Annotated in this window: 12 protein-coding genes; 5 read left to right on the top strand and 7 right to left on the bottom strand. The window is 44.9% G+C overall.

Features of this window, described 5'->3' with window-relative positions; genetic code table 11:
* Positions 1-10: 10 nt before the first annotated feature.
* Positions 11-1447 carry an APC family permease gene (locus VIA_RS10300; protein ID WP_004412928.1) on the bottom strand — a complete coding sequence of 479 codons (1437 nt, stop codon included), beginning with the start codon at positions 1445-1447 and terminating at the stop codon, positions 11-13.
* A gap of 397 nt (positions 1448-1844) precedes the next feature.
* Between VIA_RS10300 and arcC the strand changes: the two genes are divergently transcribed.
* Both arcC and VIA_RS10290 read left to right on the top strand, forming a co-directional pair.
* Positions 1845-2753 (top strand): carbamate kinase, encoded by a 909-nt coding sequence (arcC, locus tag VIA_RS10295; RefSeq protein WP_004412927.1) that lies wholly within the window; start codon positions 1845-1847, stop codon positions 2751-2753.
* Between the two features lie 145 nt (positions 2754-2898).
* Entirely contained in the window at positions 2899-3525 is a 627-nt protein-coding gene (locus tag VIA_RS10290) for a TetR/AcrR family transcriptional regulator (RefSeq protein ID WP_004412926.1), read from the top strand.
* Between the two features lie 283 nt (positions 3526-3808).
* Here the strand turns inward: VIA_RS10290 and VIA_RS10285 are convergent, their stop codons facing one another.
* Together VIA_RS10285 and VIA_RS10280 are read right to left on the bottom strand one after the other, a co-directional pair.
* Positions 3809-4189 carry a VOC family protein gene (locus VIA_RS10285; RefSeq protein WP_004412925.1) on the bottom strand — a complete coding sequence of 127 codons (381 nt, stop codon included), beginning with the start codon at positions 4187-4189 and terminating at the stop codon, positions 3809-3811.
* A gap of 112 nt (positions 4190-4301) precedes the next feature.
* Entirely contained in the window at positions 4302-4838 is a 537-nt protein-coding gene (locus VIA_RS10280) for a dihydrofolate reductase family protein (protein WP_004416480.1), read from the bottom strand.
* A 101-nt stretch (positions 4839-4939) separates the two neighbouring features.
* On the opposite strand from VIA_RS10280, the gene VIA_RS10275 reads away from it, so the two are divergent.
* From VIA_RS10275 to VIA_RS10265, 3 genes are all read left to right on the top strand, one after another.
* Positions 4940-5506 (top strand): TetR/AcrR family transcriptional regulator, encoded by a 567-nt coding sequence (locus VIA_RS10275; RefSeq protein WP_004412923.1) that lies wholly within the window; start codon positions 4940-4942, stop codon positions 5504-5506.
* Between the two features lie 40 nt (positions 5507-5546).
* Positions 5547-5960 (top strand): alternative ribosome rescue aminoacyl-tRNA hydrolase ArfB, encoded by a 414-nt coding sequence (gene arfB / locus VIA_RS10270; protein ID WP_004412922.1) that lies wholly within the window; start codon positions 5547-5549, stop codon positions 5958-5960.
* Between the two features lie 62 nt (positions 5961-6022).
* Complete coding sequence (locus tag VIA_RS10265; RefSeq protein WP_004412921.1) at positions 6023-6673, top strand: START domain-containing protein; 651 nt, start codon at positions 6023-6025, stop codon at positions 6671-6673.
* Positions 6674-6762: 89 nt separating this feature from the next.
* Here the strand turns inward: VIA_RS10265 and VIA_RS10260 are convergent, their stop codons facing one another.
* From VIA_RS10260 to malQ, 4 genes are all read right to left on the bottom strand, one after another.
* On the bottom strand, positions 6763-7491 hold the full coding sequence (locus VIA_RS10260) for a transporter substrate-binding domain-containing protein (protein ID WP_004412920.1): 729 nt from the start codon (positions 7489-7491) through the stop codon (positions 6763-6765).
* A gap of 20 nt (positions 7492-7511) precedes the next feature.
* Positions 7512-9047 (bottom strand): methyl-accepting chemotaxis protein, encoded by a 1536-nt coding sequence (locus VIA_RS10255; protein ID WP_004416481.1) that lies wholly within the window; start codon positions 9045-9047, stop codon positions 7512-7514.
* A 266-nt stretch (positions 9048-9313) separates the two neighbouring features.
* Positions 9314-11491, bottom strand: coding sequence for a 1,4-alpha-glucan branching protein GlgB (gene glgB, locus VIA_RS10250; RefSeq protein WP_004412918.1), 2178 nt, complete (start codon positions 11489-11491; stop codon positions 9314-9316).
* A gap of 217 nt (positions 11492-11708) precedes the next feature.
* A complete protein-coding gene (gene malQ, locus VIA_RS10245) occupies positions 11709-13889 on the bottom strand; it encodes a 4-alpha-glucanotransferase (RefSeq protein WP_004412917.1) in 2181 nt (726 codons plus the stop codon).
* Positions 13890-13976 lie beyond the last annotated feature (87 nt).

Below are 13976 nucleotides of genomic sequence, written 5' to 3'. Positions count from 1 at the left end.
ATCCTCCAACTTAAGCTTGAGCTTGTTTATTTTCTGAAGTGTTGTCAGCGCGACTCTCTTGTTCGCTTTGTGCTTTTTTACGCTTGAGAGCCCCCAACAAAATCCATTCACCAATCAAGACTGTCGCGATAACCCCAATCAAAACTGGCCCTGTGTATCCCCAATCTGCCACCGTGAGATCGAGCGCCTCTGGGAAGATAAATAGAATCACCGCTTGGAAAATCACGAAAAAGCACACAATCGATATCAGCCACTGAACAGCCATACCACCCGGTACTTTGAATGGGCGCTCACGTTTGCCATCAACCACACGCAGCTTCAGATACGCTGGGAACATGAACAGATAAGGAAGTAAGAAAATGCAGCTTGAGAAAGCGAAGATAGACCAGAACAGATCATCATTACCTTGAGCAAACAACGCGTACGACAAAATGACAACCGTTGAAACTATGCCTGTAATGTTGTTCGCGCCAACTGGAGAACCTTTCTCGGATACTTTTGCCACTGGAGCAGGGAGTTCACCTTCTTGAGCCGCTTCTGCTGCCGCACGGCTTGCCCCCATCGTCCAGCTCACCATGTTGCCGATCAGCGTGAGTAGAGCGAACGTACCAAAGACGTAAACCATTGCCGTACCGAACGGTCCTTCACCAAACAAGGTTTTAAAGGTGTCGATCAAGCCAGCAACAAGGCCGATACTTTCAACGGGTAAGGCCATCAAAATTCCAACAGTACCGAAGATGTATAGGAAAGCGGTGATACCGATGGAAAGGAAAACAGCCTTAGGCATGTCACGGACGTCTTTCATCTCTTTGGTCATCGTCGCGACAAGCTCGAAACCCATTAGATTAAAGACAATGGCTGGTAAAAAAGAGACCGCTGAATCTAATGACGGCATCATCGCGGGCAAAGTGAACTCATTGGCAACGCCATTTTTCATCGCGTAGATAAATCCGCCCACACCTAGTGTGCTGATTACGATGATTTTTAGTACCGCGCCGATGTTCGTTACCCACACGCCAATATCAGCTGACACATTACAAATCCATACCGTTAACCAAGTTAGCAAGATACAAATGGCAATCTGCCCCCATAAAGACAGACCAGGCATAAACAGCTCTGCGAACATACCCGCAAACATGATGTAGACCGCTGGCATCCACAGACCGACGTTAATCCAATAAAACCAAGTGGTTCTTACTGCCCACTTAAAGTTAAAGGCTTGCTTTACCCAATCGTAAATGCCCCCTTCTCCTGGGTAGGTGGTACTTAACTCTGAAGTGATTAATCCATAGGGAATAACAAAGAAGACCAGCATTAACACCCACCAGCCGATGGCGCTAACGCCAATACTTGCTGACGCGGTTAATGTGTCGACGACTAACACAGCACACAGTGTAAAGAGTGCTATTCCAGTGACCCCCATTTTTCCTTGCGTTTCATTGCTCATCGCTTAGCTCCTTAATATCTAATTCGGAACTTATTAAACGGCAAAGTGATGAGGTGAACTGGGATGAAAATTGAATATCGGTTTTGAGTGAATGAACACAGATTACAAATGAAATAAAGTCGACAAAAACTGGATAAAAAACAGCCAAACGCTGAATGATTGATTTTCATCAACAAAAGCACTGTTTATTTATTGAGCACATTAAGTTGAAAACAAGATCACATATCCGCTTGAATTTGTGATTATTTTCACTTTCTGTGATGAGGAGGCAACTAAATAGACCCACTTTTGAATAGAAATCGAACTGTGATTTTTATCGCCAATAGCTCACTGATATTTCAATAGAGTATTTCCATCTTACTTGGCTTTGAGCCAATCATTATTTGGAGATTAAGATATGTTGAAGCCTATTATTGTTGTTGCGGTCGGTGGCAATGCATTGCTGCAGCGCGGAGAAGTAATGAGCTGTGAAAACCAGCAAAAGAGTATTGAGCAAACAGCAAGTTCATTGGCTGCCCTAAGTAAAGATTACCGCTTGGTTATCGTTCACGGTAATGGCCCTCAAGTCGGCCTACTTTCTCTACAAAATGATGCGTATAAAGAGTGCCCGCCGTATCCATTTGATGTATTAGGCGCTGAAACCCAAGGTATGATCGGCTACCTGATTCAACAGGGATTAAATGCTGCAATCGAAGATCGCTTTACCACCACAATTCTGACTCGCATCGTTGTCGATGAGAACGACCCTGCCATCGCAGATCCAAGCAAGTTTATTGGCCCTGTTTATACTGAAGATCAAGCTAAACAGCTGGCAGAAGCCAATAATTGGATAGTAAAACCAGACGGCGTACATTGGCGCCGCGTTGTTCCATCTCCTGCGCCTAGAGAAGTGTTAGAAATCAAAGCAATTAAAGACTTACTTGAGAAAGAGCATCTTATTATTTGTGGCGGCGGTGGCGGCGCACCAGTTATCGAAAAAGACGGCGCCTATGTCGGTTTTGAAGCTGTGATTGATAAAGATATGACAGCCGCACTGATTGCCGAAGAAATTGGCGCAGAGCACTTACTGATCCTAACGGATGGCACTCATGTGTGTTTGGATTGGGGCACACCACAAGAACAAAAGCTGGAAAGAGTGACGGTTAAAGAGATGAAGGGATATAACTTCCCTGCCGGTTCGATGGGGCCAAAAGTCGATGCATGCTGCCAATTTGTGGAAAATACTAGGCAACATGGTCATATCGGCGATCTTTCCTGCGCACTCAAAATCATAGAAGGGAAATCAGGCACACATATCCAAGTGTAGTTTTGATCAAGCTCGGTTTTTGCCTTGATATTCATACGTTCTAAACAAAGGGTTAATGACGTCAAACTTCATATTGATAAGATTGATTTTTGAGCATCAACCCTTTATTTTTTAATCTGCTTTGACAATAAGTGACGACAGTTTTATGCGAAAAGTAACGACAAAAGAGAAACTTAAAAAAATCCATAACGCCGTTGCTCAATTAATGGAAAGGCGTGAAGCGACAGACATCTCTATGTACGATGTGGCAAAGGAATGCGGTATGGCAACCTCGACCGTTTATCACCACTATCCAAACATCGAGAATCTATTCCATAGCTTATTGGACGATGTGTTTACCGATTTCGACTCACTACTTGGTCAATGTATCGATGCCGACAAAGTCACGCATTGGACTGATATCAACCGTATGATCGAAACCGCTTACGTGGATTACTACAACAATAATCCAATCGCGAGAAAACTGATTTTAGGTCGCCACACTTTTACTGAACTTGGCCACGCTGACACCAAACATGACTTAATATTGGGCAAAGAAGTCGAAGCTATCTATCGTCAATTCTTCGATGTTCCTCAGCTTACTCAACCCGTCAATGTATTCGCTATTTCACTGCAAGTTGCCGACAAGATATATTCATTGTCTTACCGTGAACATGGCTGCATCACCCCTGAACTCGCCAACGAAGCTCTGCGTTTAACTGAGTCTTACCTTCAGCTTTATATTCCGCATATTTGTCAGAAGTCGAATCAGCACGGCATAGTGCAGCATTAGGTAACGCGCAGATTATAATCAGTGTACCTTTCACGAGATTCCCTACTCGCTCCTTCGTCTCTCTATGGAATGACTGAAAATGAAAAGACCCTACACTAGATCATCGTCATCCCCGAGAGGAAGGTACGACCGAGTTGGGGATCTCTAAGAACAAGTGACTCACCTAGTAACCTAGGTATTCGGGATGGATTAAAAGTAGATGTACAAAACAATCTGCCGACTCTTATCCTACTACAGAAAAAGAACCGACAGACTAATTGAAATATTGAGGGATTATTGGAAATTAGGCCATCGAATGAAGGCCAATCATATTGCCTTCGGTATCAGCGACCATTGAAATAAAGCCGTGCTCGCCGATAGAGAATTTAGGGTGTACAACTTTACCGCCCGCACCTTCTACTCGCCCTTGCTCCACTTCGCAGTCTTGGCATGAGAAGTAAACTAGCGTGCTATTGCCACCAGGTGTGACCCCCTCCATTTTTGATAACGCTCCTGCCGCGCCGTATTGCTCCATGGATGATGGAAAGCCCCACATATCGATATCCATCATCGCTTCGCCACCAATCTTCTCTAACGTGGTGTTAAACACCGTTTGATAGAAACCTTTCGCGCGGTCCATATCCTCGACGTAAATTTCAAACCAACCTACTGGATTCGTCTGCATCACCTAGCCTCCTTTATTGCCACATTTAGTGATAATAGAAAGCTAGTTCACACGGAGCATTCTTGCGCAGTTAAAACCTAATTTTCGTTTCGGGTCTCAATGCTGATTCAATTTAGTCGCTTGTGCGATGGTAAGTGGTTTGCACAATCGCATCTAAATGAATTTGGCTTTCAACTAATTTGAAAGATTGCATCATATCTAGCTCACCAAACAACGGTGAACCACCACCCAGCAATACAGGCATAGTGGTAATAGACATTTCATCGATTAAACCTTCTTTTAAGAAGCTCTGAATCGTCTTACCACCATCAATGTAAAGATCGTTATAACCCTGCTCATTAAGATTTTGTACGATCTCTTTGAGTTCACCTTTAACCAAAAAGACTTTATCTTCATAGCCATCTGGTACTTGAGTCAGGGTATTACTTAGCACAAATACGGGCTTTGAATATGGCCATTCAACGCCAAAGCTGAGTACCACATCTAAGGTATTGCGCCCCATCACTAAGGCATCGACTCGCGCCATTAATGCCGCAAAGCCCATATCAATATTGTCTGGATTTGGCACCGACTGTAGCCAATCTAAACCACCATTTTTGTCAGCAATGTAGCCATCTAAACTGGTTGCGATAAATACGATATTCGCCATTAGGAACTCCTCACATTGAGTGTTTGGATAAAAAACAAATCTGGGTTACAATTTAATTCTACACTGTAGAATTTGTATTATTAGATTAAAGAGGAACAACTATGTCTGTCAAGGAAAAGCGTCGCGGTCGACCAAAAGGCAGCCAAGTACAACTCAGCGCAGAGGCGATCTTAACCCAAGCCAAAAGTATGATGCTTGAATTGGGCAAAATGCCAAGTGTGCGTGCCCTTGCCGCCGCGCTAGAAGTTGATGCCATGGCAATTTATCATTACTTTGCCAATAAAAATGCGCTACAAGAAGCAATAGTTGTTTCCTTGGTTGAAGAGATTTATCAGCCGCAAGATAACGGGCATTGGCAGCAAGAACTCAGCCAGCTGTGCTTTAGTTATGTCTCGCTGCTTCATCAATATCCGGGATTACTTGAAACGCTGTTGAAGATGGAAGCAAGCGGGCCCGCAGAAGTCTTCATTGAACGCTTTGACCAGATTGCTGAACCGCTTTCATTACCAAGTGAAACCAAGAAAGATGCCATTGATTTGCTCGCAGATTACCTGCACGGTTTTGCATTAGCACTGAACTGTCAGCCCGGCGGTGAGTTAAGCCTTGAAATGATGCAAAGGCCACTCAATTTCTACTTCCAAGCATTTCAGCCCACGCAGAAAAGCTAAATCGTTTACAATAGCGCTAAGATAGACAAGAGTTACTACAATGCTGAAGATTTCAAATACCGTTACCCTGCAAGCGTGGGAGATCCAACTCACAGCAATTCGAGCTCAAGGGGCCGGCGGACAAAACGTCAATAAGGTCTCTTCAGCGATCCACTTACAGTTCGATGTAAAGCACTCTACACTGCCTGCTATCTACAAAGAACGTATCTTGGCGCTGAAAGACTCGCGCATCTCAAAAGAGGGCGTTATTACCATTAAAGCCCAGCAGTTCCGTACTCAAGAGCAAAACAAAGAAGATGCCCTCAACCGTCTTGCGGAGATGATCCAAGCAGCAATGGTGGTACAGAAAAAGCGCCGTGAAACGAAGCCGACGCGCGCCTCTAAGGAACGTCGCCTAAAAGGTAAGAACATCAAATCTCAAACGAAATCTTTACGTGGCCGAGTCAGCCACTGACTGTTTTTAATCATCAATTTGTATATGCTAGAGATAAGGATGATTTGGAGATAGGAACAAAGATGACGAACTTAGGGAAAAGTGCGTTACTGATTGGATTGTTTGTTTCATTGCCCATTTGGGCGGAGGCCTTTACTGGCTGGAAATTTGAAGGAAATAACGACGGTATTTCAATCTATTCTCGTGAGCACAGTGATGGACTTGTCGAAGTGCGAGCACAGATGTTCACCCCCACCAGCTATGGCGCTTTTCTGACCTTGCTTGAAGACAGCGAAAATGTCCCAAATTGGATTGATAATGTCAGTCATAGTCGTGTATTAACTCAGCTTTCTGCTAACGAGAACATCGTGTATACCCAATTTTCTGCGCCATGGCCTGCCCTAGACCGAGATATGGTGACCTACTCAAAATACACCATTGATGATTTGGGCTTTATCCTAAAGATTAAGGATGCCCCTGAGTCTGCTTTGCCAGAGCAAGATGGCTATATTCGGATTCGTAACGTTGATGCCACATGGACGCTGCAAAAACTCACCAATGGCACCACGTTAATTGAATATACCGCTTTCGCCAATCCTGGCGGGATTCTTCCCGATTGGCTCATCAATAATCTAACCAAAGAAAGTGCGCACAATACCTTTGAAAACTTGCGTCAGCAGCTTCCTCAGTATCAGCAATTTAGTCATCCTAATATCAGAGAGTCGTCTCAGTAACGAAAGGGGTCAGGCAAACAGCCGTCAACTCGCTCGCTAGGTTTGCCCAACCATCCGCTAGAAACGCTTTACTGCTAGAGCTTGTTGCTCTATTTGATTCCGTATTTCGCCAGTATTTTATCGAAAGTGCCATTGGCCTTAATTTCTACTAACCCTTTATTGAAGGCTTCAATATACTCGGCATGATTAGGGTTCGCTAACCCCGACGTTACATGCAATGGGTTTACCGACAGAGCATTGTTAGTGAAATCAAAGTCGTCTAAATTCATACCCGCAGCAGATAAAGTGGACTTCGCCACAAGTTCATCTTCTAGAGTCAAATCAACGCGTTTTGCTGTTAGCTTTTTCGCATTGGCTATCAGGTCGTTGGCTTCAGGTTTTTTAAAGTTAGTCGCGGATAAAAACTCATCACCATAGCCATAATTACGAATGATCCCTACGGTCTTGCCTGACAAGCTGTCTAAGCCGTTATACTCAAACCCTTCCCCCTTACGCATAATAAACTTAAGTGAGTTCTCTAAGTAAGGATCACTGTATTTTAAGAATGAAGTACGCTCATTGGTAAACCAGGTAGCAACTAATACATCCACCTTGCCACTTTTGACTTCATTGAGCGCTCGTGTCCAAGGCATAATTTTAAAATCGACGCTATGCCCCTGCGACTTAAACGCTTCAGTGATGATCTCTACCGAGACTCCTGGATTCGCTTTATCCTTTTGAACAAATGGGGCCCAAGGGTCTTGCGCAGCCGTTATAACCGCTGAATTAACAGCAAAAGAAATGAATGTGCTAACCACTAATAAAATGAGATTTCTCATAACATGTCCTCTGTTTATATTTAGGTACGGAACTTAGTCATATGGTCGGCAATACTTTGACTTAAGCTCAATACTTCTTCTGTCCTTTGTGCATTCTTCGTCGCGCCTGAAGAGACATCATTGGTTGCCTCCGACGCTTCAACAATAGCTCGGCTGATTTCCTCTACCGCCATACGTTGTTCATCTGTCGCTTGAGAAATTTGCCCACTTCTATCTGAAATAATGGTGATCAGGCTTTGCACTTCACTCACTGAGTCTTGTGATTCACTCACTCGTGAAGCCGTCTTCTCAAGTAATGTCGCAATTCGAGTGAGCTCATCTTCGACCGATTTGGTTGCTGCATCTAATGCTGTAATATTCTTTTGAATTTGTTCCGTCGATTCACTGGTTTTCACCGCCAAGTTTCGCACCTCATCAGCCACGACAGCAAAGCCTCGTCCTTGCTCCCCAGCCCTTGCAGCTTCGATAGCAGCATTGAGTGCTAAAAGATTAGTCTGCTCTGAAATGTCATTAATAACATTCAGAACCGTAGTGATTTTTTCCCCTTCATCGATCAAGATATGCATTTCCGCATTAACATGACTCATCTCTTCGCGCATGTTAATAATATCGTTTGCAGAGCTTTCAATTGCATCATTAACATTCGAAGCTAAAGAGGTCGCGGTATGAGCTTGCTGAGCAGTCTCTGAAGCCGTATCTGCAACGGTAGAAACCGATTGATTCAACTCGGTAGCCGCAGCTGCAACCGTAGTGAGCTGATGCTTTTGCATCTCCAATTTTTCAGCATTTGTTTTCGCTGTCACCCCATTAGCCTGCGCCTTGTCCTTAAGGGTATTCGAGGATTGATTCACATCTTGCACAATCACCCGAAGTGATTCTGTAAAGCTATTGACCCCTTCAGTAATGTCGGCAAATTCTCGATATTTGGCAGGAGCTAGCTTATTGGTAAGATCACCATCACCAGAGGCGAGATCCTTAATCACCTCGGTAAGGTCTGAAATAGGGCGAATAACGGTCATAGACAAGGCTAAGACAATCACAACCGATAAAATTATGTCGAGCACGATCAGCTCGATGATATTCGTCTTTAATGAGTTTGCGAGCTTGGCATCTAACGCATGCGTATCAAAATACACTGTGACTTTTCCGACAGAGTTTTCTTCACCATACTCAACAAATGTAAGGTTCTCAGTCATTCCATTTTCAGCCAAAAACAGAGATTTGTTCTCCACTGCAACGGTTTCCCGCTCCTCACCCGACATTTTCTGAGTTAAGAACAACAAATCCTTACCTTCATTGTCGATCAACTGAATAGCGGAAATTTCTGGTAAGTTCAGCTCCGCAGACATTGAGACCTTGGCAGAATCTAGATCAAAGTCCCATACCGCTTTAGGAAGGCTAATCATCATCCGCTGAGTTGTATTCTCTACCGAATTCTGTAACTCAACTAGCAGGTTATCTTTGAAGCTCTGATACTTAATGAATGCCGAAAGTAGTAACACAATAGTCAGAGCAACAATTACCTGAACTAGAAACACAACTTTTAACTTTTTCAAAACTGCCCCCTAAATTAATCGACAGTTAATACAAAGGTAGTAACTGATTGTTCAGTTATCAAACAGAGTCATTAATTTGATGTTTGTCACAAAATATTCAGATATGTAGCGACTGTGATACTAAGAGAGCCGACGACAAATAATAAGTTCAGTGTTTCCTGTTTCGGTTACTCCATACATGACGAACATAAAAAAGCCCCCAATAGTCGGTAACTCACTATTGGGGGCGGTTCATTTTACTGGACTAATTACTTAGACCATCACATTCAATTTAACTTATAGAAAATCGTCGATAATGGCGGCACTCTTAATTGAATTGACTGCTCTAAGCCTTCGCTTGTCACGTCTTCGGTCATCACAGAGTCAAGCGCATCAAAATCACTACCATGGTACTTGGTATCATCAGTATTAAGCAGCAACTGGTAAGTCCCTTTATGCGGTACACCCAATCTGAACTCTTCATGCGGAACGGGAGTGAAGTTAGTCACCACAAGAATACGCTCACCGGTGTCACTCAATCGCTCATGGGCCAAAATCGATGCTTCAGCGGCATCTTGCAGTCGCCATTCAAAACCGCGCGGTTCGCAATCTAACTCATGCATTGCCTTTTCTGAGCTGTAGAGCTTGTTCAAGTCACGAGTCAGCGATTGCACACCTTGGTGGCGTTCAAAATCAAGCAAGAACCACTGCAGTTGATCGTCATGATTCCACTCAGCTGTTTGACCAAACTCTGCGCCCATAAAGTTAAGCTTTTTACCCGGCTGCGCGTACATGTAGCCTAAGTAAGCACGTAAGTTGGCCGTTTGCTGCCACTCATCGCCCGGCATCTTGTTATGGATAGAGCCTTTGCCATACACCACTTCATCATGGGAGAGTGACAATACGTAGTTCTCACTGTGGGCATAAACCAGCGGGAAGGTAATGGTGTCGTGATGGTATTTACGATGAACAGGATCTTCTTGAATGTACGACAATGAGTCATGCATCCAGCCCATATTCCACTTAAAGCCAAAGCCTAAACCGCCCATAAAAGTCGGCGCTGAAACACCAGGGAAAGCGGTTGATTCTTCCGCAATGGTCATCGCATTCGGGAAGTGTTTGTACACCTCTTCGTTCATCCACTTCAGGGTTGCAATTGCATCGTAGTTCTCGTTACCACCATCGATATTAGGAATCCACTGATCATGGCTACGTGAGTAGTCGAGGTACAGCATTGAAGCTACCGCATCCACTCGAATACCATCAATGTGGAACTGTTCGAACCAATACAGCGCGTTTGAAACCAAGAAACGACGAACGTGCTCACGACCTAAATCATAGATGTAAGAGTTCCAATCTTGGTGCCAACCACGGCGTGGATCTGGATCGTGGAACAATGGCGTACCATCGAAGTTAGCTAGACCGTGGTCGTCCGACGGGAAATGCGCGGGAACCCAATCGAGTACAACGCCAAGACCTGCTTGGTGACACTGATCGACGAAGAACTTAAAATCATCTGGCGAACCAAAACGGCTGGTTGGCGCAAACAGACCAACTGGTTGATAGCCCCATGAACCATAAAATGGGTGCTCAGATACTGGCATCAATTCAATATGCGTGTAGCCCATATCGACAAGGTAAGGGATCAACTGCTCTGCCAACTCACGGTAGCTAAGGAAATCACCGTTTTCATTACGACGCCAAGAGCCTGCGTGTAACTCATAGAAAGAAAGCGCTTGTTTACCTTTCTCGGTGACTGGGCGTGTTTGCCATTTAGTGTCTTGCCACTGGTAACGGCTGTGATCGTAAGTCACTGAAGAGAAAGAAGGATATTGCTCAGAGTAAGCACCCCAAGGGTCCGCTTTGTGTGGTAAACCTTCGCCATTTGGCCCTTTCAATTCGAATTTGTATTGTGTGCCTTCTGGCAAGTTCGGGATGAAGATACCCCAGATACCATAATCAAGCCGCTGCATTGGCGTGCGGCGGCCATCCCACTGGTTAAACTCACCGACCAAACTACAGGCGGTAGCGTGTGGCGCATAAACTAAGAAGCGTGTGCCAGAAATCTGCTTACCACCGCGTTCAAGGGTCATGAACTGAGCACCCATCTGCTTGTACATCTCTTTTGGTGTATGCAGATCGTCATACTCAGCGTAGATAGTGTGGTACTGGTATGGGTCATCGACTAGCTGCTCGGAGTCACCCCAGTTAACCGCAAGCAAATAGTGCGTAAGATGTAACTCTTTACCTTGTTTTAAGATGAAGCCAGAAGCATCTTCACGCTCAAGTTCAATGCGCTCATCATCAATAATAAGTGCGACACTTTCTGCCCCCGGCATCCACACACGTAGCGCGCCTTGCTTAGGGTCGATAAAGGGACCAATAAAGGAAAATGGGTCAGCAAACGAAGCGTGTGAAAGTTGGTTATATGTCTGTATCGCTTTATCTAACATTTTGGTTTTCAAGTTAATTCTCTCCCTAACCTAACTTTCGATAATCCGATTTTCTCGGTTGTTATGATTCCAACCAAAGCCACTTTTTGACTCAGTTGGTATAGAGGCCAATGACCCCAAAAGCCCGCAATGTGCGGGCTTAAACAGTATTGAGTAAGTTTACCGAATTCCGGTTCTACTTAGAGTGACCAATTCGATCATTTTCTATGTATACCATGCAACTTGATGTTTACTTACTTACCTTCGCACGAACCTCGGTCAACTTATGTGCAATACGGTTAACGCCTGCATGAGCAAAGACTTCATCAAGGTTCATCGACAACTTACGACGCCAGTTTGGATACTCATCGACCGTACCAGGAATATTGACCGGTTGGTCCATCTCAAGCCAATCTTCAAGCTGAACGCTCAGCAGGGTCGAAGAGCCTGCCGCAATATGCATTTGCAATGCTTCAGCTAAGAATGAATCCATTGGAACATATTGAGCATCACGGCCAACGCCTTCAGGTAGGTAACCATGCCAAGCGACAGAGTCTAAAATACCTTGCTTCGATGCTAAGCGATCCGCAAACAGTCCTTTCAACTGCTCTGCATCAGGGTAGAGGCCAAGCTCTTCACCCATCTTCAGGTCATCACAATGCCAGAAACCACGCAGTGTTGGCATATCGTGAGTACACAGCGCAGACATAGATTGGTCCGCGTAGTGTTTTGGTGAGATGTAACCACCATCGTCTTCCGATGTTTCAAAGAAGAACACCTTGTAAGAGTGAACGCCCGCATCACGCAGAATATCGACAATTTCGTCAGGCACTGTACCTAAATCTTCACCGATAACACTACATTGATGACGATGAGACTCTAGCGCTAAGATTGCAAGCATGTCCTCTACTGGATAGTAGATGTAAGCACCTTTGGTCGCGTTTTCACCTTTTGGAATCCACCACAAGCGCAGCAGACCAAGTACATGGTCAATACGCAATGCGCCACAGTGCTTCATATTGGCACGTAGCAGTTTGATGTACGCATCGTACCCCGTCGCTTGCAGCACTTGTGGGTTAAGCGGTGGCAGCCCCCAGTTTTGACCTAAAGGACCAAGTACATCCGGCGGAGCACCGATGCTTGCATCCATGATTAGGTTGCCATCATCCGCCCACGTTTCTGAGCCTGAGTCAGCCACACCAACCGCAAGGTCACGGTATAGACCGACAGACATGCCTTTCTCTTCAGCGAGAGCTTGTGCTTCTTTAATCTGCACATCAGCAAGCCACTGCAGGTACATGTAGAGGTGTACTTTATCTTGGTTTTGCTCGATAAATTTCTGCACCGCGCTAGAGTCAAAACGGCGGAACTCTTCTGGGAATACAGGCCAACCCCATACGCTTGAATCTTCGGCATGTAATGACGTATGTAATGCATCAAATGCCGCTTGGTGAACTAGGCTTTCTCCACCCTCTTCAACAAAGGCTAAGAAGGCTTGTGCACGCTCAGTATTCTTGTCGAGATGACGCTTTTTAAACTCTTCGAACAACTGCGGTAGTACGCTTAATTTAAGCTCTGCGACTTCACTGTAGTTAACCCAGTGTGACTCGCGTGCTTTTTGTAGACGTTGCTGGAACTCTGCACTACCGACCATCTGCTGCGCTTCGATACTTAAAGCAAATTCAGGTACTGAGCTAACATCAATATAAAGAATGTTCAACCAACGGCGAGAAGACGGGCTGTATGGACTCGCCCCTTCAGGGTTAGCAGGGAACAGTGAATGAATCGGGTTAAGACCGACAAAATCACCACCGCGCGATGCGATATCAGCGACGAGTTGCTTTAGGTCACCAAAGTCTCCGATGCCCCAGTTGTGCTGAGTACGCAGTGTGTAAAGCTGGACACTTGGCCCCCACATTTTTTTACCATTTAAGATGCCATCTTGCTTGTAACACGCTTTTGGCGTCACAATCAGAGTCATCTCATACGGCGCTTTACGTCGCTTACGAGTGATGGTTAATTTGTGGTAACCCCAAGCAATATCGCTTGGTAATGCAAACACTAAAGGGCCACCCTCTTTGCGCTCATCGCGAACGATTTGCGACTGAAGATAGCCTTCAAGTACCTCTCCCTGTTCGGTATCTAAACGCCAGTTGAACTCACTTTCGCGAGCACTTGCGCCAAGGTTCAGTGCAATTTCAACAGGTTCTCCATCTCGAACTACCAGCACAGGATCAAGCACGTCTTTTTTATGCTTTTTTTCTGCTGACTTAAGAAGAGTTTCATCATTGGTTGTGTCATAGCCTAAAGACGCAAGTAAGTGACGGATTGTTTCGTCTTCTACCTTAGCTTCATCTCCCCACGCGCTAACGTAGCTGTCGGCAATTTTCGCCATTTCTGCGACTTGTTTTAATGCGTTATTCTCTTTCATCGCTCTCTCCGAAGGACTTCTTAACCTTCAAACTTGTAGGGTTTTACGTTGTTATTAATCAATAGAGCCAAGACCCGAAGGCCTTGG

The sequence above is a fragment of the Vibrio orientalis CIP 102891 = ATCC 33934 genome (assembly GCF_000176235.1).
Taxonomy (GTDB): domain Bacteria; phylum Pseudomonadota; class Gammaproteobacteria; order Enterobacterales; family Vibrionaceae; genus Vibrio; species Vibrio orientalis.
The sequence above is the reverse complement of the archived record's forward strand: the minus strand, read 5'-3'. Positions and strand labels throughout refer to the sequence as shown.